Origin of the sequence: Sporosarcina obsidiansis (genome assembly GCF_009651005.1) — a bacterium.
Lineage (GTDB): Bacteria > Bacillota > Bacilli > Bacillales_A > Planococcaceae > Sporosarcina > Sporosarcina obsidiansis.
The window spans coordinates 242,997-264,538 of the sequence record NZ_WHVW01000002.1; the positions used below are offsets into that span (position 1 = coordinate 242,997).

The 21,542-nt window shown below is 39.9% G+C and carries 22 protein-coding genes, 1 riboswitch and 1 other annotated feature; of the genes, 10 read left to right on the plus strand and 12 right to left on the minus strand.

Translation table 11 applies throughout. The features are described from left to right. Positions 1-6: 6 nt before the first annotated feature. From GD002_RS02750 to gdhA, 3 genes are all read right to left on the minus strand, one after another. Positions 7-579: a YdcF family protein gene (locus GD002_RS02750; RefSeq protein ID WP_153730797.1), complete on the minus strand. Its 573-nt coding sequence runs from the start codon at positions 577-579 to the stop codon at positions 7-9. 107 nt (positions 580-686) lie between these two features. After that, a complete protein-coding gene (locus GD002_RS02755; protein ID WP_153730798.1) occupies positions 687-1,895 on the minus strand; it encodes an argininosuccinate synthase in 1,209 nt (402 codons plus the stop codon). Between the two features lie 149 nt (positions 1,896-2,044). Then, positions 2,045-3,427 carry an NADP-specific glutamate dehydrogenase gene (gene gdhA, locus GD002_RS02760; RefSeq protein WP_153730799.1) on the minus strand — a complete coding sequence of 461 codons (1,383 nt, stop codon included), beginning with the start codon at positions 3,425-3,427 and terminating at the stop codon, positions 2,045-2,047. A 400-nt stretch (positions 3,428-3,827) separates the two neighbouring features. On the opposite strand from gdhA, the gene GD002_RS17740 reads away from it, so the two are divergent. Then, positions 3,828-3,971 carry a hypothetical protein gene (locus GD002_RS17740; protein WP_194841445.1) on the plus strand — a complete coding sequence of 48 codons (144 nt, stop codon included), beginning with the start codon at positions 3,828-3,830 and terminating at the stop codon, positions 3,969-3,971. 62 nt (positions 3,972-4,033) lie between these two features. Here the strand turns inward: GD002_RS17740 and GD002_RS02765 are convergent, their stop codons facing one another. Further along, positions 4,034-5,317 (minus strand): LysM peptidoglycan-binding domain-containing protein, encoded by a 1,284-nt coding sequence (locus tag GD002_RS02765; RefSeq protein ID WP_153730800.1) that lies wholly within the window; start codon positions 5,315-5,317, stop codon positions 4,034-4,036. 187 nt (positions 5,318-5,504) lie between these two features. On the opposite strand from GD002_RS02765, the gene GD002_RS02770 reads away from it, so the two are divergent. Both GD002_RS02770 and GD002_RS02775 read left to right on the plus strand, forming a co-directional pair. Beyond that, positions 5,505-6,140: a spore coat protein gene (locus GD002_RS02770; protein ID WP_153730801.1), complete on the plus strand. Its 636-nt coding sequence runs from the start codon at positions 5,505-5,507 to the stop codon at positions 6,138-6,140. Between the two features lie 104 nt (positions 6,141-6,244). Beyond that, positions 6,245-6,904: an HAD family hydrolase gene (locus GD002_RS02775; RefSeq protein WP_153730802.1), complete on the plus strand. Its 660-nt coding sequence runs from the start codon at positions 6,245-6,247 to the stop codon at positions 6,902-6,904. Between the two features lie 48 nt (positions 6,905-6,952). Here the strand turns inward: GD002_RS02775 and GD002_RS02780 are convergent, their stop codons facing one another. Both GD002_RS02780 and metA read right to left on the minus strand, forming a co-directional pair. Next, positions 6,953-7,657 carry a YetF domain-containing protein gene (locus GD002_RS02780; protein ID WP_228548277.1) on the minus strand — a complete coding sequence of 235 codons (705 nt, stop codon included), beginning with the start codon at positions 7,655-7,657 and terminating at the stop codon, positions 6,953-6,955. Positions 7,658-7,744: 87 nt separating this feature from the next. Then, on the minus strand, positions 7,745-8,653 hold the full coding sequence (metA, locus tag GD002_RS02785; protein WP_153730804.1) for a homoserine O-acetyltransferase MetA: 909 nt from the start codon (positions 8,651-8,653) through the stop codon (positions 7,745-7,747). A 110-nt stretch (positions 8,654-8,763) separates the two neighbouring features. Then, a riboswitch (SAM riboswitch) is annotated at positions 8,764-8,870 on the minus strand. A 179-nt stretch (positions 8,871-9,049) separates the two neighbouring features. Between metA and GD002_RS02790 the strand changes: the two genes are divergently transcribed. Beyond that, complete coding sequence (locus GD002_RS02790) at positions 9,050-9,319, plus strand: AbrB/MazE/SpoVT family DNA-binding domain-containing protein (protein ID WP_153730805.1); 270 nt, start codon at positions 9,050-9,052, stop codon at positions 9,317-9,319. 68 nt (positions 9,320-9,387) lie between these two features. Here the strand turns inward: GD002_RS02790 and GD002_RS02795 are convergent, their stop codons facing one another. Next, positions 9,388-9,699: a thioredoxin family protein gene (locus tag GD002_RS02795; protein ID WP_153730806.1), complete on the minus strand. Its 312-nt coding sequence runs from the start codon at positions 9,697-9,699 to the stop codon at positions 9,388-9,390. Positions 9,700-9,957: 258 nt separating this feature from the next. Continuing rightward, positions 9,958-10,182: a binding site (T-box leader), on the plus strand. A gap of 136 nt (positions 10,183-10,318) precedes the next feature. On the opposite strand from GD002_RS02795, the gene serA reads away from it, so the two are divergent. Next, on the plus strand, positions 10,319-11,905 hold the full coding sequence (gene serA, locus GD002_RS02800; protein ID WP_153730807.1) for a phosphoglycerate dehydrogenase: 1,587 nt from the start codon (positions 10,319-10,321) through the stop codon (positions 11,903-11,905). 46 nt (positions 11,906-11,951) lie between these two features. Here the strand turns inward: serA and GD002_RS02805 are convergent, their stop codons facing one another. Next, on the minus strand, positions 11,952-12,398 hold the full coding sequence (locus GD002_RS02805; RefSeq protein ID WP_153730808.1) for a small multi-drug export protein: 447 nt from the start codon (positions 12,396-12,398) through the stop codon (positions 11,952-11,954). Positions 12,399-12,456: 58 nt separating this feature from the next. Next, positions 12,457-13,251: an HAD family hydrolase gene (locus tag GD002_RS02810; RefSeq protein ID WP_153730809.1), complete on the minus strand. Its 795-nt coding sequence runs from the start codon at positions 13,249-13,251 to the stop codon at positions 12,457-12,459. 175 nt (positions 13,252-13,426) lie between these two features. Between GD002_RS02810 and thpR the strand changes: the two genes are divergently transcribed. Then, a complete protein-coding gene (thpR, locus tag GD002_RS02815; RefSeq protein WP_153730810.1) occupies positions 13,427-13,981 on the plus strand; it encodes an RNA 2',3'-cyclic phosphodiesterase in 555 nt (184 codons plus the stop codon). Between the two features lie 62 nt (positions 13,982-14,043). Here thpR and GD002_RS02820 read toward each other — a convergent pair whose 3' ends face one another. The 3 genes from GD002_RS02820 to bioD all read right to left on the minus strand — a co-directional run bounded on the left by GD002_RS02820 (position 14,044) and on the right by bioD (position 17,979). Beyond that, positions 14,044-15,732, minus strand: a complete 1,689-nt coding sequence (locus GD002_RS02820; RefSeq protein ID WP_194841446.1) for a methyl-accepting chemotaxis protein — start codon at positions 15,730-15,732, stop codon at positions 14,044-14,046. Between the two features lie 194 nt (positions 15,733-15,926). Continuing rightward, complete coding sequence (gene bioA / locus GD002_RS02825) at positions 15,927-17,267, minus strand: adenosylmethionine--8-amino-7-oxononanoate transaminase (protein WP_153730812.1); 1,341 nt, start codon at positions 17,265-17,267, stop codon at positions 15,927-15,929. Then, positions 17,236-17,979 (minus strand): dethiobiotin synthase, encoded by a 744-nt coding sequence (gene bioD / locus GD002_RS02830; protein ID WP_153730813.1) that lies wholly within the window; start codon positions 17,977-17,979, stop codon positions 17,236-17,238. The genes bioA and bioD overlap by 32 nt, the downstream gene beginning before the upstream one ends. 94 nt (positions 17,980-18,073) lie before the next feature. On the opposite strand from bioD, the gene GD002_RS02835 reads away from it, so the two are divergent. From GD002_RS02835 to GD002_RS02850, 4 genes are all read left to right on the plus strand, one after another. Continuing rightward, positions 18,074-18,643 carry a biotin transporter BioY gene (locus GD002_RS02835; RefSeq protein ID WP_153730814.1) on the plus strand — a complete coding sequence of 190 codons (570 nt, stop codon included), beginning with the start codon at positions 18,074-18,076 and terminating at the stop codon, positions 18,641-18,643. Between the two features lie 92 nt (positions 18,644-18,735). Continuing rightward, positions 18,736-19,641, plus strand: coding sequence for an AEC family transporter (locus tag GD002_RS02840; protein WP_194841447.1), 906 nt, complete (start codon positions 18,736-18,738; stop codon positions 19,639-19,641). A 177-nt stretch (positions 19,642-19,818) separates the two neighbouring features. Next, on the plus strand, positions 19,819-20,976 hold the full coding sequence (locus GD002_RS02845) for an acyl-CoA dehydrogenase family protein (RefSeq protein ID WP_153730815.1): 1,158 nt from the start codon (positions 19,819-19,821) through the stop codon (positions 20,974-20,976). Next, positions 20,973-21,530, plus strand: coding sequence for an SLOG family protein (locus GD002_RS02850; RefSeq protein ID WP_153730816.1), 558 nt, complete (start codon positions 20,973-20,975; stop codon positions 21,528-21,530). The genes GD002_RS02845 and GD002_RS02850 overlap by 4 nt, the downstream gene beginning before the upstream one ends. Positions 21,531-21,542: the final 12 nt, after the last annotated feature.

The following is a 21,542-nucleotide window of genomic DNA, read 5'->3' on the forward strand; positions in this document are numbered from 1 at the left end:
CAAGCCTCATTTCCTAAATAACCATGTCTTAAACAAAGCCAAACGCTCCCGAATCCAGACTTTTTTCTTCACGACTTCTGGTGTCTTAGCCACCACTACATCCGTGTTCCAACCAATTTGCCTAGCCAAAAACCGAGCCCTCGCCAAATGATAATCACTACTAATAATTGTGACACCCTCTATCTCCGGTAACAGTTCTAAAGTATATTTCAAATTTTCATAGGTGGACGTTGACCGATCCTCTAGCAATAAACGATCTTTCGCAATGCCTTGTTTGATCAAATAATTATACATCGCTTGTGCTTCACTGATTCCTTCATCTTTGCCTTGCCCGCCCGATAACACAAACTGAACATGTGGATATCGGTTCGCATAATCTGTTGCCGCTTCCAATCGGTATCGCAGTGACAAAGAAGGCTCTTCCCCATTCACTTTCGCTCCGAGAATTACTGCATATTCATACGAACCATTCGCTTTCACCTGTTGCGCTTTATTCATCCTTTCCTTAGGAATCTGCCAAAACAGTACGAACCCACCTAGTAACAACCCCACAATTACTACTCCTATTATTTTTTTCATGCACTTCGCTCCTATTCTTCATCAGTAAGACGGAGCCAATGAAAGAATAGTTGCAAAAAAGCAACGAAGCACTAGACCTCGCTGCTATCTTTCACATATTCTATTCTTTATTTCTTCACAACTTGCTTGTGATTCACCATACTATGAACTTCAGTAGGGAGCCCCCATAATTTAATAAAACCAACTGCTGCTGATTGATCAAACTCATCATCTGATGTGTACGTTGCCAATTTTTCATTGTACAACGAATTAGGTGAAGTACGCCCTTCAACCAACGCATGGCCTTTAAATAATTTCACACGTACGGTTCCATTCACATATTGCTGCGTTTCCTTAATAAATGCTTCCAACGCTTCACGTAGCGGAGAGAACCAGAGACCGTTATAGATCAACTCACCTAATTTTTGTGAAATAATCGGCTTAAAATGAGCTAGCTCCTTCACCAACGTCAAATCTTCTAGCTCTTTATGTGCCTTTAAAAGCGTGATCGCACCTGGCGCCTCATATACTTCACGAGACTTAATACCAACCAAACGATTCTCGACATGATCGATCCGTCCAACACCATGCTTACCAGCTAGTAAATTTAATTCGGTAATTAATTCACTCAATATATACTTCTCTCCATTAAGACTGACAGGCACCCCTTGTTCAAATCCTATTTCAATGATATCTGCCGTATCGGGAGCGTTCTCGATGGAAACCGTCAATCCAAATGCATCTTCAGGAGGTGTCGCCCAAGGATCCTCCAGAATACCACATTCATTGGCACGACCCCATAGATTTTGGTCTACTGAGTACGGATTATCCAAGTCGATCGGAATGGGGATATTCTTTTCTTTCGCATAATGAATTTCTTCTTCACGTGACCAACTCCATTCACGAACAGGAGCCACCACTTCCAATGATGGATCGAGTGATTTAATTGCCACTTCGAAACGTACTTGATCGTTTCCTTTCCCCGTGCATCCATGCGCAACGGCTGTCGCATTCTCTTGATGTGCAATCTCGACTAACTTTTTAGAGATCAATGGACGAGACAAAGCAGAAACGAGAGGATATTTATTTTCATAATATGTTTGAGCTTGCAATGAAAGAAGGACGAAATCTTGTGCGAATTCTTCTCTTGCATCAATGACATAGCTATTGACTGCACCAACTTGGAGGGCTTTTTGCTTAATAAAATCGAGGTCTTTACCTTCTCCGACATCCAAGCAAACCGCCACCACACTATATCCTTGATCAGTCAACCACTGAATCGCAACTGATGTATCTAAACCACCTGAGTAGGCCAAAACAACTTTTTTCTTTTCCATGGGTAAATCCCCTTTCATGCAAGAAGATGTATTTTTATGCATCTTGTAGTATTTTTATAATAACATAACTTATGGAAAATGCAACTATAAAACACAAAAAAAATGCAGACACAAGAGTTCATCTCACTGTGTCTGCATCCATCACTTGATCATCGTAAACCGTGTGCTACCATTGCACCGGCAACTTTCAAGAAGCCTGCAATGTTCGCACCCATCACTAGATTACCAGGCTTGCCGAATTCATCCGCTGCCTTTTTACAGTCGTTATAGATATTCTTCATAACTTCTTTCAAGTGTTCATCCACTTGCTCCGCCGACCAAGATAAACGCATGCTATTCTGTGACATTTCCATTGCGGACACGGCCACTCCGCCTGCATTAGCCGCTTTTGCAGGAGCGAATAAAATATTATGTTCCTGGAAGATTTCAATTGCTTCAATTGTACAAGGCATATTCGCACCTTCTCCAACTGCTTTCACACCATTGGCGATTAGCATATGAGCCGCAATTTCATCAATCTCATTTTGAGTGGCACAAGGAAGCGCGATGTCACAAGGAATTGACCAAATTGCACTGCAATCGGCATGATATTCTGCTTCGGGATATTCTTTTGTATATTCCCAGATACGCTTATTACTGTATTCCTTCAACTCTTTTACCAAATCTAGGTCAATACCATTTTTATCATAGATATAGCCATCGGAATCACTACATGCTACGACTTTTGCACCTAGCTGCATTGCTTTTTCCATCGCATACGTGGAAACATTTCCTGAGCCTGAAACAACCATCGTTTGATTTTCCAATGAAAGTTTATTCTCTTTTAGCATTTCATCTACAAAATATACTGTTCCGTATCCAGTTGCTTCTTTACGCCCTAAACTGCCGCCATGATCAGGATTTTTCCCTGTCAAAACACCCGCTTCATAGCCGCCCTTCAATCGATTGTATTGGCCGAATAAATATCCGATTTCTCGTTTCCCGACACCAATATCCCCTGCTGGCACATCAATATCTGGACCAATATGTCGGCTGAGTTCTGTCATAAAACTTTGTGTAAAGCGCATGACTTCACGATCTGATTTTCCTTTCGGATCAAAATCTGATCCACCTTTGCCTGCACCTATTGGCTGACCTGTTAATGCATTTTTAAAGATTTGCTCAAAAGCCAAAAACTTCATAATACTATTATTTACAGAAGGGTGAAAGCGAAGTCCACCTTTATAAGGTCCAAGATCACTATTGAATTGAACACGGAATCCCCTGTTTACATGAACTTTTCCTTGATCATCTTCCCAAGCTACGCGGAATGAAATGATTCGTTCAGGTTCTGTAATCCGCTCAAGAATACCATTTGTAATAAATTCGGGATGCTTAGCAAAGACAGGACGAAGGGAATCAAAGATTTCTCTTGTTGCCTGCAAAAATTCTTTTTCATCCGGATTCCTTTTCTTTACTAGTTCATATACTTCATGAACATAATCATTTGCTCGTTTGCGATTGTTAAATTGAATTTCATCAATCTTTGTCATTTGCGTCCATCCCTTTCGTTGTTGTTATTCAAAATATTCCGATCGACCAGTCACTCACTTTACTCAGTAGAAGTTATCCTGCCATCGATCCTTCCAAAGTGAAATATCTATTACACAAAGGACGAATTCTACTGAATAAAGTAAAAACTAATTGTTCGAAATTTTTCTGTCTATTTCAATATTATTACTGAAATTGCTGCAAGATACAAGAATTTTTTAACGTATCTTTAGAATGCCTTACTTTTTGTGTCATTTTTATGTACTGAATCAAACTTTTTCATTTACATTAATCAGAATATAGAGTAAAATTAATCTATTCAAACGATCTATGTAAAGCTGTCTTTCCATCAGCATTTGCATGTACGGGAGAACCACTACGAAAAGAAAGAGGCGAGGCACCATGACAAAGAAAAACAATTTGATCCGCTCAATTATAGGAGCCAACTTACTACTGATCATGACTTTTGCTTTCCTACCTGCTTTACTCGTAAATCCGGATATGGATGTTTTCCAAAATGCTATAAAGATGTTGACAAACGACTAAAATACTGTTTCATACACATGAAAAAGAGCAAGAGCCTTCCTGATCAGGGAGGGCTCTATTTTTTATCTTTTTCTGATGTTGAAACGATCCTCAAGCAACAACCAATTTTGCGGAAACGCCAAACCAAGTTTCCAGTACATAATCCCTCGTAAACGGAATTCCTTCAGCAAATCGAATTTCACATTAATGCTTCTCGCATCTTCAAACCATACTTCATGCTCTATTCCCTGTTCATCATAATACGTAAAATGGGGAGCTTGAGAAAGAGCGTCATATTCGATCGAGACATTTTCATTAATTGCTAAATTGGTTGCCATTCTTGGACTTAATGCCCTTGCCGGTTTACTGTCTGCTTGACCGAATGGCGCCGTCCAATCATATCCATAAAGATTCTGTCCTAAAAATATCTTATCACGCGGAATGACGCTTACTGCATACTCCACTACTTTAGTAACTGGACCAATTGGGCTAACAGCTTGTGGTGCACTATACGTATATCCCCACTCATAGGTCATTAAAACTACGAAATCACAAATTTCACCATGCGCCTTATAATCATGCGCACCATATATACCGGTTGTCACATCTCCTGCTTTCGGTGCAAGGGCAGTTGAAATCGTCAATCCAGCATCATGGATTTTATCTCGTGCATTGCGCAAGAATTGATTGTACAACTCACGATCTTCAGGGAATAATAATTCGAAATCAAAATGGATATCTCCATAACCTACTGTCTTGGCAATATTGATGGCATCTTGAATCATCCGATCTTGTGCTGCTTGATCGGTGAATATAACATGTGCCAAATCAGCGCTAAAGCTGTAATTTTCTAAGTTGGTGATAACCATCATATTAATTACACCTGCATTTTTAGCTATGGATGGAATTTCATCGATAGAGGGTGATTTCAGTGAGCCATCACGTTGGACTTCATAGCTGAACATTGCCAAATATGTAAGCTGCCCTACCCTCTGTCTAACTTCCGCAATCATACCTTGACTTACTGGATTACGCGGTTCAACATATAATAAAGAATCGATCGGAGTTTTAGGTGGTTCAGGAATATATAAGCGTTGACCTATCCGCAACACGCCTGCAGGATTAATGGCATTGATCTGCGCAAGCTGTTCGACTGTCAATCCATACATTTGAGCTATTTTATATAAACTATCCCCTGGCTGTACCCAATAATACGATCCCACAATCGGAATAACTAATGCTTGTCCGATAGCTAAACGTGTTTCGCTTTCTAATTCATTCGCTTGTGCAATTTGTTCGTAAGGAACGCCATACATTTTTCCGATTTCATACAAGCTTTCTCCCTTTTGCACCACATGGATTTGCATGCCATTCAACTACCTTTCTTATATTCTCTTACCAAGGTATTGTCGAAAGAAGATTTTTATGCATAGCTTGCAAAGTTAAAAAACAAAATCACAGGGTTACTTAACTATTTGCCTGTCCATTTTAAGCTGTATAAAATCACATTTCCTCCGCATACTACCGTTGAGGTAAAAGACTATTAAGGAGGAAATTTATTTGACCAATCAATTTGAGACATCCCAACACATGCAGGATGGTGCAGTTACACCTGCTATGAACCACGGCGGTCACGAACTTTTTGACGTTCACGAAGTATTAAACACTACTGTAGGCGCCTTGAATCAATCCATGATACTTCGTCCCTTTGTAAAAGATCCCGAGCTCCTAGATATTTTGGACCGTCAGTATCGTTTTATGCTGGATGAATATAACATTACCGTGGAATGCTTCAAAACCGGGAAGGACCCTTCTCACCCTACACAACGATATCAAATGCAGGCAAAGAGCGACTTTGTATATGGAATGAAAGAAAAAGCTCCTTCCAAGCCTATTCAATCAACAACAGAAATATCCGATGAAATTATTTCTGGATTCTTGTTAGGAAGCTTAAAAGCAGGAGCAACTGGAAAAGCGGGCGCTGCTTTAGAAATCTGTAACCCAGTAGTTCGTCGAGTAGTTGCGGATTCCATACCAAACTGTATTGAAATGGCCTATGAATTAGCCATTTATCAAAACAAGCACCATTATTATCAAGTGCCTCAGCTACAAACACAAGACATGCAAATGCTGTTAAATTCCTTTGCCCCATCACAAGGTCAACCTGGCATGCCAAAAAACATTCAATAAATCCGCAACTTTGCAGATGGAGAACTCTCTCCCTCTGCTTTTTTGCTTTTCTCCTCATTATATTTGTATACTGTAAGAACACAGACAAATGGAGGGGTGTAGGAATGAAAGTTGCAATTTTTGATTTTGATGGAACGCTGTATACGAAAGAGACTTTTAAATTGCTAATGGAACAATTGAAGAAACACCCGATTTATCAACGCTATTACGGGAAGTTTTATCGGTCGATACTACCCTTATATATACGTTACAAGCTGAAATTACTCCCCGAAAACGAGATGAAGGAACGATCCATGCGATTATATTTGCAGGCATTGGATACGCTAACGACTTCTCAATTACAGACATACTTCGAAGATATGCACGAGGAAATGCTAGGCGATTTCAATGAACAAGTAGTCACACGACTAGCCAGCCATCGTGAAGAAGGATACTATATTTTATTAGTATCTGGTGCTTATACTCCCTTTTTGACCGCTGTGACGAGCCACTTAACATTTGATAAAATCATTGGCACCGACATTCCGTCAAGTGGCGAACGTATTGCGATGGATCAACCTTTTCTACATATTCAAGGAGAGCGAAAAAATGAACAAATTTTTCATGTTCTTCAAGGAAAAACGATTGATTGGGATAAGAGCTATGCGTATGGCGACAGTATTTCAGACTTACCTGTGCTAGAGCAAGTAGGAAATCCAGTTGCCGTGAGGCCCGATACTAAGCTCGCAGCCATTGCCAATCAACGAAACTGGGAAGTGTTATAGAAAAAAGCCCTGAATACGCTTCAGGGCTTTACTATGATACCATCTGATTTAAACAGACTTTAGAGAATTGACATACAAACTGCCATCTGTTTGGATTTCTGCATATAGTACCTGTTCAGGCCTTCCAATACCTTGCTGTTCCAATTGCTGGGTTAGCCATACATCCGTCAGATTCAATTCTCGCATATTCTTTTCCTGCACTTTTCCGTCCGTAATTATTTCAGTCGGAATATATTTGGGTAAAGGAGAGGCTGCTTTTACATCTTTCTTCGTAGCATTTTCCTCACTCGGCTTGAGCATGACACTTAAATTTCCATTCGTCTCAAAAATAGCATAGTTGACATCTTTCATAGAAAAAACCGATTGTTCACGAAGCATCATATTCAATTCATTAAAGTTTAGTCGCAACTTACTTAATGATCCTTCAACTATCTTCCCTTTGTCTATTACAATTATTGGTTTATCATCTAGCATCACACGCATTTTTTTCGATTTAAACGATAAATAATTTGCCACTATTGTTAACAATGCCCATAAGATCATCCCATATAACCCATTTAGAAAAGGAGTTTCGGATTCCCCTGCTAAATTGGCTGCAATTGAGCCGATCGTAATGCCTGTCACATAATGAAAGAAGGTCAGTTGAGACACTTGTTTTTTCCCCATGAATCGAGCTAAAATCAGAAGGACAATAAACGATATGACCGTTCGCAAAGTCATTTCCCAAAACGCCAAATGCCAAAATTCATCAATGTTCACAGCATGCACCTCCATTGGGTGGAGTATGTGTGACTTAGATGAAATTATACGTTAATTAGGCTGCAAAAGATTCTGTCCCTTTCAATTCCAGATGTATGGAGTTTCTTGATAAACATAGTAATTAAGCCAGTTAGAGAATAATAAATGCGTATGTGAACGCCATGTATTCATTGGTTCCCTCGTTGGATCATCTTTTGGAAAATAATTTTCTGGCATATCAATATCTAACCCTTTTTGGAGATCACGCTCGTATTCCTCAGCCAAGGTATGCGCATCATACTCTAAATGTCCAGTTACCATAATATGTTTTTCATCATTAGAAATTACAATAAATGCACCTGCATCTTCAGAGACCGAAAGCAGAGTCAAATCTGGATGATTTTCGATTTCTTCAATGGAAACCGCTGTGTAACGTGAATGAGGTGCGAAGAACACATCGTTGAATCCACGCGCCAGATTGACTGTCTGGTCAGAAATAGCATGTGCAAAAATCCCTGAACACTTCTTTGGTAGTTCATATTTATCAATTCCGTAATGATGATATAGCGCTGCTTGTGCTCCCCAACAAATATGGAGGACAGACGTAACATTAGTTTTTGTCCACTCCATTATCTCTTCTAATTCCTTCCAATACACGACATCTTCAAACTGCATATGTTCAATAGGCGCTCCTGTAATAATCATTCCGTCAAAACGACGCTGTTTCACATATTCGAAAGTAGTATAAAATGTTTCCAAGTGCGTCTGGCTCACATTTTTGGAAGCATAGGTAGCCGTATTCAAGAATGTAACATTGACCTGCAACGGTGTATTACCTAGTAGGCGTAGCAACTGCAGTTCCGTCTTCTCTTTTTCAGGCATTAAATTCAAAATCAGTATGTTTAATGGACGAATATCTTGCTCTGTTGCACGCTCCTCGTCCATAACGAATATTTTTTCCTCTTTTAGTAATTCACCTGCGGGTAGTTGTTTCGGTATATTAATTGGCATGTTTCTTCCTCCTTGGCTTTCCATTCTGATACCACGTTTTTAAACAATAAATTCGCAATAAAAAATCCCTCTTTTCTTGTAGATAAGAAAATGAGGGCATTCGTTCACCGTTCTTATCTCTCAAGACAACAATCTTGTTGGAGGTAGCACCTTTCTGTTTACACAGAGGTTGCTGAAGCTTCATCAGGCCAAATCCCTCAGCTTCTCTTGATAAGAAATATTTAATTGTCGCAACTACACTGTAGTGTAATTGATTTACTGACTATTATAACATTAATAAATTAATTGTATAGAGCTATTTTCAAATATTTCTGCGCATTCTAATCTTGCAAATTGTAAACAGGAATTTTTTGTGTATAATAGGAATTAACAACTACTTACTTTGAGGAGGCTGTCATGAGGTCTTTAGGCATAGTTCGCAAAGTGGATCATCTTGGTAGAATCGTGATTCCAAAAGAGCTACGAAAGTCTTTGCAAATAGATAAAGGTGACCCTATTGAAATTTTCGCTGAAGATGATCGAATTATTTTAAGAAAGTATCAAGTCAATCGGGCTTGCTTCGTCACAGGAGAAGTGACAGTTGATAATAAAGAATTATCAAACGGATTATATATAAGTCCGAATGGTGCTAAGGTTCTACTTAAAGAACTTCAGGATTTCGTATAAAAAGATAACCCATCAAATCCATTGCTTATTGAAATGGAATTGATGGGTTTCTAAAACGCTACGTACTTTTACAAACTGTTAATGAACTCTTCAATTTCCTCTTTCGTCTTCCGATTCTTGCTGACAAAACGCCCTGTTTCTTTACCTTCACTAAAAGCAACAAAGCTTGGAATTCCGAATATATCAAGTTGGCTGCATAATTCAATAAACTCGTCACGGTCCACATAAATGAATTCATGTTCTGAGAATTCTGTTTCTATAGTAGGCAAAAATGGTTCGATTACTTTGCAATCAGGACACCAATCTGCAGAAAATAAGAAAATCACTCGTTCTTCTTGCTTTAACTGCTCGAATTGTTGTAAGGATTCTAATTTTTTCATTTCCATAACACCTCATTTGTAAAATGTATGGTTCTACTATAACACTCACCTTCAAAAAACTTCACTCCAGACGACTTATCCTATTTACCAACGCTTGGTTGGAAAAACAACTTATTCTTGATTTTCATTGATTAAACACGAACGTTCACAATTATTTCAATAACTTACGTTCGGATTTAATAGTTCTACACTTTTTTGATGAAAGTAATTGACAATTACTTTTGACGTGTTATGATTAGTTCTAAATTTAATACACGCAAAACAATTTTGACGAAGACATACCTTCCTGTAAAAATTTTTTAGAGAGCTGATGACTTGGTGAGAGTCAGTAAATTTTTGGGTTGGTGGCACTTCCGAATTGATCGGCTGAACGTTTTAGTAGGCTAATCCGTCACATGCACGTTACGCATGCTGAATGAAGGCTGCTTTGGCAGCAAAACAAGGGTGGTACCGCGTTAGTTTATAGAGCTTTTCGCCCCTTACGTAAGTAAGGGGTGGAAGGCTTTTTTATTTTTCCAAAAAGGAGGTTACGAAACACTTTACATACTCAATTAACTGTAGAAAGAACAATAGCTAGAAGAAATTCCAATACAAAGAATTGAAGGAGAGAATAATTATCATGGCTTTTAAAGTACTTATTAGTGACCCACTTAGCGAGGACGGTATTTTTCCATTACGACAAGCAGAAGGTTTTGAAATTGTAATCGATACAGATTTAACACCTGATCAGTTGAAGGATCGGATCAAAGGTTTTGACGCGCTTCTTGTCCGCAGTCAAACAACTGTTACCAAAGAATTATTGGAATCAGCCGATCAATTAAAGATCATTGGACGCGCGGGAGTAGGTGTCGATAATATCGACTTGGATGCAGCAACAGAAAAAGGGATCATTGTCGTTAATGCTCCTGATGGCAACACAAACTCAGCAGCTGAGCATACGGTCGCTATGATGATGGCGATGGCACGTAAGATTCCACAAGCATTCAACTCATTAAAAAACAATAAATGGGACAGAAAATCATTTCTGGGTGTGGAATTGAAAAATAAAACACTAGGTATTATCGGTTTAGGTCGAATTGGTGCTGAAGTGGCAAGACGTGCGAAAGGTCAGCGTATGAGCGTAATCGCGTTTGATCCATACCTAACGGAAGAAGTTGCAAAAAAACTAGGGATTGAAATCGGTACAGTAGATGAAGTCCTAGCAGCCGCAGACTTCATTACAGTTCACACTCCGCTCCTAAAAGAAACACGCAGAATGATTAATAAAGAAGCATTTGAAAAAATGAAAGACGGTGTACAAATCATCAACTGTGCACGCGGTGGAATAATTGACGAAGATGCATTGTATGATGCGATCGTCTCTAAAAAAGTAGCAGGTGCAGCGCTGGATGTATTTGAAGAAGAGCCATTCTTGGATCACAAATTACTGACATTGCCTGAAGTAATTGCGACACCTCACCTAGGAGCTAGCACATTTGAAGCACAGGAATCTGTTGCAGTTGACGTTAGCCGTGATGTCGTAAACTTCTTGACAATCGGTTCTGTTCGTAACCCAGTCAACTTGCCTTCTGTTTCTCGTGATGTATTAGCAAAAATCGAACCATTCTTTGATCTTACAGAGAAACTTGGGGTGTTCCTATCTCAGATCCAAAATGCAGTTATCAAAGAGATCAATATTAATTATGCGGGCGAATTAGCTAATTATGATGTGCGCGCATTGACTCGTAATACAGTTAAAGGTTTGTTGAAGCGTAATCTTGGCGAAACAGTCAACGATGTTAACGCAAAACTCTTGGCCGACCGTTACGGTATTAAAGTAAATGAGCAAAAAACAACTACAGCTAAAGGATTCTTAAACTTAATTACTGTAGAAGTCATAACAGAAAAAGGCATCCGCAAAGTAGCAGGTACCCTTCTGAATGGTCTCGGACCTCGTATTGTAAAAGTGGATGATTATGTTGTGGATGCGATTCCTAAAGGCCATTTGTTGTTCATCCGTCACATTGACCAACCAGGTGCCATCGGTCGTGTAGGTACATTACTTGCTGAAGAAAACATCAACATTGCAGCGATGCAAGTTGGACGTTCTGCTGAAGGCGGAGATGCAATCATGATGCTGACAGTCGATCATCATGTTGAATCTAGCTCTATTAAGCGCATCAAAGAAGTTCAAAACATTCATGATGCAAAAGCAATTGATCTTTAATACCATAAGAAAACCAGCTGATTTTTAAAAATCAGCTGGTTTTTTATTATGAACGATTGACGAAGAAATCGAAACCCATGGCGGTCAGTACACCGAACAGCAAGCACCATAGAGCAATGCTAATAGCAGACCAAATGGCGGTATTCACTTTATTCGCACCGAAAACTAGACCGATAAAAGCTGCAATATGCGTTCCGATCAAAATAGGTCCAGCGAGTGCCAGAACGGGTAAACCATATGTATTCATGATCTTCTCCCCACGTTGCTGACGCTTGGATTCACCTTTCCCTTTTTTCCTGTTTCTTCGTTCGATCCAATTCTTAATTTGCTGGAAACCGAGAATGAGGAGAAGAACAGTCGCCATATTACCAACAAATGCGAGGGTCATCACCCAGAACGGAGACAGGCCACGAATAATACCGAGTGGGATGACCAATGCAATTTCAATCCACGGGATCGCAGCCCCTAAAAAAACTAAAAAATAGTCTAGCATGAAGAACCTCCTTTGCTGCAAAAATTAATACGACTGTTCAACAATCGGTGAGTGATGCTCAACGGTTTTCTAGGTCAGACAATATAGGAAATAAACTTTCTAAATGATCGATCTCATAAGTCGGCTTTACTTCATCGCTTGGCGGCTTGTTTTCACGGTTGATCCAGACATTCTTCATCCCAACTCGACTAGAGCCTAGGATATCCGTCATGAGGTTGTCTCCAATCATGAGGGCCTCGTCCGCTTGAACACCACAAGTGCTAAGGACATGCTGGAAGATGGATGCATCAGGCTTTCCTTTACCGAATGCCCCTGACACGATGATATGATCAAAATATGGTGGAAGTTCTGGAGTAATTGTTAATTTAATCTGTTGTAGGCTAGGCGAGCCATTTGTCAGTAATATTAGCTGATACTTCCCTTTCAAGCGATCTAATACATCAAATGTCTCGTCATAGATAAAGGGATGGTTCTTACGTTCTTTCGGGAATACCTCCGCTAACTCTCTACCGAACGCTTCATCCTCAAAGCCTAGTTTTTTTAAACCATTAATCCAAGCATCTCGTTGATATCCAGGGACGATTTCTTTCATTTTCTGAAATTCTTCACCTGGATCGTCAAATACGCCCCATAACCCTTCAAACGGATTGATGCCAATGTTTTGCGTGTGTGCAAACGTTTCATACGTCGCATAAAGTTCTCTTGCCTCTTCGCGTACAGCCTTTTCTAGCTCAACTGGGTTGATTCCTGTTTTTTTCGTAGCATATTCGCAAGTTTTCTGAAACGCCATGGCAATACTTTTTGCATCCCAAATTAACGTGTCATCCAAATCAAAAATCAGTGTTTTCATCATGCCACCATCCCATTCAAATTGTAAGTATCGTTGTTACATCCAATTCTAATTATACACACTTAGCTAGTAGATTGTTAGCTACGAAACATCTCTAACATTGGTCGAACAAATTTCGACAATTTGTGCATGAATAATCGGAAAGAAGGGAAACTAATGGCTAGGAGGTGAGCTGTAATTGACACAACACTATTTTATCGGCATCTCTGTTGGCGGAACTACTCCTATTCTGGAATTGTCAGAGCACTTTCGTACAAAATATCAATTAGCCGAGAGATATAAAGTAATTCCTCACGATGAAGACTTGCATATCACGATGCGTTATATAGGAAAATTAGAGGAAGACCATATGCACTTGTTGACCTCGTCATTACAAAACATTGCGGATGATCATAGTTGTTTTTCTACATCCATTACTGGCTTATCATTTTTCGGATCACCTACAGGACCACGTGTTGTCTACCTTTCCGTAGAGGCAGTCGGGATGATGAGACATATGCAAAAAAAAATCTCTAAACATACTGAAAGCTTGCTCGAACTACAAAAAGAAAATCGTTTTGTCCCCCATATTACGATTGCAAAGAAGCGAAAAACAGCCGAAAAGATGCAAATTGTAAAAGAAGCCGTCTCCCCTCTTAAACTCGAAATTACTGGGTTTAGTTTATTCAAAATTCATCCGAATGAACGCCCTTCTTATGAAGAAATAGCTTTTTTTCCATTAAAAAAGAGCTGATTGCATGTATAAGCAACCAGCTCTTTTCTTCTAATATTTAGTCACCTGCTAGTAATGAACATTTACACTTGAAAACGTCCCATATCGTTTTGAAGCTGTTCTGCCAACTCGGCCAGTGTTTGTGAGCTAGAAGTAATCTCTTCATTTGCCGCTAATTGCTGCTCGGTCGCTGCACTTGTAGATTGTGCTTCTGCTGAGGCTTGTATAGCCAGTTCCTCGACTTGTTTCGCACCATTAGCTACTTCATCCGTCATTGCGCGAATTTCCTCAATAGCTGCTGATACAGTAGATATTTTCTCACTAACATCCGTCGTGGCTTGCTCAATATTCATAAATACAGTACTCGTTTTTTCTGTAGATGATAAGCCTTCATCCACACGCTTCCGTCCTTCTCCTGTACTGTTGACCGCTTTTGTCACATTCTGAATCATCGTATCGATCATACGTCCAATATCTTCAGCCGATCGCTTGGATTGCTCGGCCAAGTTTCGCACTTCTTCGGCTACGACTGCAAAACCTTTCCCATGCTCTCCTGCACGTGCTGCTTCAATTGCAGCGTTTAAAGCCAATAAATTTGTCTGTTCCGCAATATCTGTAATCATCCGCGTAACATTTCGAATGTTTTCTGAATGTCCGGCCATATCATGAATAATAGTGGTGGATTCCCCTATCGTCTGGCTAATCGTTTTCATTTCGTTCGAAAACTCTTCCATCAATAGTGATCCTTCCCTTACTAATTTTGACACCTCTTCCGAAGATCCTAACATCTCTTCATTATCATCCGTAATTTGATCGATCGCTGTTATCATTTCTTTCATAGAAAGAGTGGACTGGCTAACAATTTGTGCTTGCGAGTCGCTCGTCTGCAAATTCTTCTCTGAAATTTCAGCAACCATTTCAGAAGCAGCCAAACTTTCTTCTGCACTGGCAGATAATTCTTCTGACTGAACAGCTAACTGAACAGCGGAATCTCTAGCACGTTGAATAATGCCTCGTAAATCATGAACCATTTTGTTTAACGCGATGGACATATCACCAATTTCATCTCGGTTTTTCACAGTTACTTCTTCCAAAGCAAAATTTCCATTTGAAACTTCGGTTAACGCTTCAGTCATTTGACGAACTGGCCTAGAAATCAATCTGCTAATGATAATGGTAATCGTGATACTTACAATAACGCCTATAAGTATTAAAATACCACTGAAAATAATAGCATTAGCTGTATAGCTATTCACTTCTTTTTGCAAATTATCACGTTCTGTCGTCTGGTGCTCAATCAATGTATGTATATTTCTAGAAATCACATCTTGATAAATCGCACCATTCGTGCCTATCTGCAAGGCTTTTTGGGAATTCCCCGCTTGTACTTCTGTCACCACATTGCGCAAGACACCTTCATAATTAACAGTTGCTGCACTAATTTCCATCAATGCTTTTTTCATATCTTTATTGCGAATGATCTCTTCTAGAATCTTCAAACGCTCTGCATTATTTTGTTTCGCATTCTCTATTTCTTCTAAATAAGCAGGGTTTTCATAGAGCATGTATCCTCGAATATTACTAGCCAAGGCGTTTTGATCTTTTAACTGTTGTTCTAATAAAACAACCTTATACATTCGGTCGTCAATTAAGAATTGGTATCGATCATTGACGTTACTTAACGCAAAGAAACCAACAATCCCTATAAGTATCATCAAAAATACGACACTTAAAAAACCACCCCATAATTTTTTCCCTACCGTGAACTTCACAAATCCCATCCCCTTCATCTATCTATGAGCATATGTATTCAGTGATTTTTACACCTTACTGATTATACCTCAATAATTTATAGACGTATAGATACAGGACATGCTTTATGAAAAATGAACCATTTCACTTACTCGATAACTATTCATCTTGATTTTGTATTTAACATAGATGCATCATGTAGATGGTTTGAATATTACTCTGTTACTTCCCGGATCGCTTGCTCAAGGATCGCCACCATCTCTGCCAATTGCTCAGTAGTGGCGGCAAGAGGTGGCATGAAGACGATCACATCACCTAATGGACGGGTCAACAAGCCAAGCTCTCTCATTTTCAACGTACACTGATAGGCGACACGTTCTTCAAAAGGAAATGGCTCTTTTGTAGATCGGTTTTTTACTATTTCTATTCCGCACATGAGTCCACATTGGCGCACATCCCCGACATGCTCTAACTGTTTGATATCCTGAAGCAACTCTGTCAGCAGGTCTCCCTTATCTGCCGCTTGTTGTATCAAACTTTCATTTTCAAAAATTTCCAGATTAGCTAGTGCAGCTGCGCAACCAAGTTGATTGCCTGTATAGGAGTGACCATGGAAAAACGTCTTCATTTCTTCGTACGTTCCATAGAAGGCTTGATAGATTTCATCTGTTGCGAGTGTTGCTGCTACAGGCAAATATCCCCCCGTTAAACCTTTAGCTACCGTCATTAAATCAGGCTGGATGCCCTCATGCTCTACCGCGAACATTTTTCCCGTACGTCCGAAACCAGTCGCCACTTCATCCACGATCAACATCACATTAAATTCCCGGCATAATGATTCTACACCCTTTAAGTATCCGGCGGGCATCGTGTTCATACCGCCTGCTCCTTGAATCATCGGCTCCAACACCATCCCAGCAATCTCTTCGTGTTGTTCCTCAAATAGTGAGCGCAATTCACGTAAACTTTCGTCGCGCACTACCTGTTCATCTCCAGAGGAATGTCTGTAGATTGCAGGAAACGGAATAACAAGCGCATCAAATAATAAAGATGTATACACTTTATGATAAAGGTCAATGGAACCGACACTCATCGTGCCAACCGTATCCCCGTGATAGCCATTGCTTAGCGTCACAAATTTCGTCTTCTGATGGTGGCCTTTATTTTGCCAATATTGATAGGCCATCTTCACAGCAATTTCCACAGAAGTCGCTCCACTATCCGAATAAAATACTCGAGTCAGTCCCTCAGGTACCAACTTGACCAATTTCTCTGCCAATAGAATCGAAGGCACATTTGCAGCCCCCAATAAAGTGGAATGAGCGATTAATTGAAGTTGATTTTGAATCGCTTCATCAATTTCTTTCTTTCGATGACCATGCACGTTTAACCACAATGAAGAATACCCATCAAGATACGTATTGCCATATATATCCGTAACAGTTACTCCTTCCCCACTTTCGATAATAAGCGGATCTTGCTCATAATCGGACATTTGTGTAAAAGGCAACCACATATATTGTTTACTCTTCTCCAACAGTTGATCTGCTTTCATTTGTCAACGCCTCCTTTAAAATAGTGATATTCCAATGTTGATAGCATGCTTTTCTTTTTACCGGATCAGTTAATGTATCGCGAATGTTGCTTTGAAACGGGATCGTTCCAATAACAGGGATATCGGTTAGCATACGAATCATCTCTATATTATTTCGAACAATTTCTGGTGGATCTTGCTGCAAATCATTGAATAATACCCCTGCAATTGGGATACCTTTCGATTCCAAAGCTTTAATGGAAAGCATCGTGTGATTAATTGTTCCCACGCCTGCACGAGCTACCAACACGACAGGTGCTTTAAGTTCTTTCATCCAATCGATCAGACAATAGCCATTTGTGGTCAATGGAACATACAGCCCTCCTGCCCCTTCCACCACTACGCCACCATGTAAGTTTTCTAACTGCTCCACTGACTCGGTGAGCCTTGACGGTTCAATCTCGACATTTTCTAAGCACGCGGCCAAATGAGGAGAACATGGCTTCTCAAATAAATACTCCGTTTTCATTTGTTTCATCTCTACATCTAACGCTAATTGATAGGTCATTACGTCAGGCGCAATCCAATCACCATTTTGTAAAATCGCGCCAGTTTGGACCGGCTTGAATGGAATGAAATGAAGCCCATGATCATGTAAAAAACTACGAATCAATGTCGTAGCGATCGTTTTGCCTACATCCGTATCCGTTCCGGTAACGAATAAAACAGACATGAAAACTCCTCCTAAAAAATATATGTTAACTAAATATAAAAATATGTTAACATATAGTCAGCAAGACAACAATAAGGAATAGGAGGATAAAAAAATGAAAACAAGAGAAATAGTTCTTTGCGCGTTATTTGCAGCGCTTATGGGGGTAGGTGCGAATATTGCACCGTTACTAACGATTGGAGGGGTGCCGGTCACACTTCAGCTACTCTTTGCGATTTTAGCAGGCGGATTATTAGGAAGCAGAATGGGTAGTTTGTCTATGTTTTCTTATTTATTTATCGGACTTGCAGGCGCACCGATTTTCGCACAATTTAAAGGTGGACTCGGTAGCATTCTTAGTCCGACATTTGGCTATATTATCTCTTTCATCATCGTAGCTTATATAGTAGGGAAATTTTTTGAACATAAACAATCCCTGTTCACCTACATCGGTGCAGGTTGTTTAGCTATTCTTGCCAATTATTTGATTGGGACAAATTATATGTATCTTGCTTATGTGTATTGGGTAGAAGCACCAGAAAGCTTCAGCTATCTGATCGCATGGTCTTGGATGGTCGCCTATCTGCCTTTGGATATCGGTGTCACTATACTTTCTCTAGTGCTTGTCCCAAGATTGCAAAAAGCAATTAAAGTTCAGCCCGTCCGCAAACAAATCATATCGTAGTCTAAATCCATCTCTCATGATGGATTTTTTTCATTTAGAAGGTGAGGAGTTCATGTATAATAAGTTCATCAGTATAGAAAGGCGGCATTCTCTTGGAACTTATTAGTATCATTACTCCTGTATTATTTATTTTTATCATCGGTTTCATTGGACAAAAGTTTCTCTCATTCGATATCAAAACCATATCCACTGCAGCTCTTTACTTAATGTCCCCATTCCTAGCTTTCCGCACTTTCTACATGAATGAATTGGATCAATCGTATTTGTATATTGCAGCGTTTGCTGTGTTACTGTTGGTTATATTATTCATAGTCGTTTGGTTGACTGCCAATATGATGAATGCTTCTCGTTCTGAACGGTCCGCGATGATTCTTGGTGGTGTATTTATGAATAGTGGAAACTATGGAGTACCTGTCGTGTTATTCGTGTTTGGATCTGACGCATTTGATTACGGTGTCATTATGATGGTATTTCAGTCTATTCTCATGAATTCTATTGGTATTTTCTTCGCTTCGATAGGTGGAGAAGCCCAAGCGACTTGGCGTGATTCGATGCAACGTGTCATTCGCATGCCGTTGATTTACGCAGCTATTCTCGGCATAATTTTCCAAATTTCTTCCGTTAAATTATCAGATCCTATGATGCAAGGAATCGGCCTGATAGCAGATGCGTCCATTCCAGTAGTCATGTTAGTTCTCGGTATGCAATTAGCAATGATTGTTAGAAAACGTGTCGCCTACCGCTATGTCACAGCGGTCACGTTAATTCGCATGATTCTATCCCCAGTAATTGCAGTTGTTATCTTATTATTTATGCCCGTAAATGATTTGCTGAAAGCGGTACTGATCATTCAAGCAGCGATGCCCGGTTCAGCCAACACCACAATGTTTGCAGTTCAATTCGGTACAGAGCCCGATTTGGTTTCATTTACGACACTTACCACTACTTTGATGAGTTTGCTAACCATACCGATCGTCCTCTATTTCGTCATGATGTGATCCAATCAATCATCTAAACTTTTTATTCGTCAGGATGGTATTTTTTTCGTTTTTCTAGTATACTAGAGGTTCATGCCCTTGACGAAAATGCTCAAGGATTTCTTGCGTTAATACATATATTACAAAAGATAGAATCTATAGATGAATGAAGACTGAAGTAGTAAGGACGTGTTTCTCGTGTCGACAGAACTTTTTATCACAACGGACTTTCAACGCCGCTGGGTCAATGAATTGACTGAGGCAGGTCCGTTTTTTAGCAGCTTTTCAGAGCAGTCTGATAAGCTCTCAAAATTTCCAAAAGAGAATATTAAAAAACTCGTGGACATGGGGTACACGACGTTAACATTGCCAAAAGAATTTGGTGGTGCAGGTATCAATGTAACGGATATGGTGTTATTTCAAGAAACGATTGCTCGTTTTGACAGTGCAACTGCTCTTGCTATCGGTTGGCATCAAGGGGTTATTGGTGAACTATATGAAACGCGCTCTTGGACAGCAGAACAATTAATGCAGTTTGGTCAATCTGTTCAACAAGGTGCTCTTGTCAACCGTTCAGTAACAGAAGCTCAAACTGGCAGTCCAACACGTGGGGGTCGCCCTCAAACAATTGCAATCCGTTCAGGTGAAGACTGGGTGATCTCAGGCGAGAAAACATTTACTACCATGGCCCCTGTGCTTTCTCATTTCTTAGCATCCGCTTGGATTGAAGAAAAGCAGCAAGTCGGGGTTTTCTTAATTCCTCGCGAATCAGAAGGTCTTTCGATTAAAGAAACATGGCATACGATTTCGATGCGAGGAACGGAGAGCCAAACACTCGTTTTGGAACAGGTAAAAGCGACAGATGACCAGCTTGTGGAGTTGAATGAATCACCTCGCAGCAATAAATTGAATGGTTGGTTGCTCCATATTCCGGCTTGTTATTTAGGAATTGCACAAGCGGCACGTGATTACGCGGTTCATTTTGCAGCAACTTACCAACCAAACAGTTTAACTGAGCCGATCGCTTCACTATTCAATATTCAAACACAGATTGGCAAGATGGATTTGGAGCTTATTAAGGCACGTCATCTTCTATACGATATTGCTGCCATATATGACAATCCGGCTCGTCGTGTTCATTTGCAAAATGAATTAGGGGTTGCAAAGTCAATTGTTACAAATAGCGCGATTGAAATTGTGAACCTTGCGATGCGAATTGTTGGCGCAAAAAGTTTGGAACTATCCAATCCTCTTCAGCGCTATTATCGAGATGTGCGGGCAGGTTTGCATAATCCACCAATGGACGATATGACCATTACGAAATTAGCTCAAGCGGCAATTAACGAGCAAAAATGACTAAACGAGTAGTCATCAGCGGTTATAAAGCACATGAATTAGGGATTTTCAACGATCAGCATCCTGGCATCGCCATTATCAAGAAGGCATTGACAGACCAACTACTGACACTTCTTGAACAAGGACTAGAATGGGTTATTGTGAGCGGGCAGCTCGGAGTAGAAACGTGGGCAATTGAATGTGTTTGGGATTTACAAGAAGAATACCCGCATTTACAATATGCCGTGATCACGCCGTTTCTTGATCAGCAAGCGAATTGGAATGAAACGAAACAAGAACTATACGAGCAAATCATCGCGATGGCCGATTACACTGTGAGCCTGACAAATAAACCTTATGAAGCACCTTGGCAATTCGTCGAGAAGAACAAGTTCTTGTTACGAAACTCCGATGCGTTATTGCTAGTTTACGATGAGGAGAATGAAGGCTCACCTAAATTCCTTAAGCAAATGGCCGCTCAATTAGCAGAGACAACAGATTATGAATTACTATCGGTTACTGCAGATGATTTACAACTTATAGCGGAGGATTTACAGCGAGAGCAATGGGAATGAAAAAGCGAAATG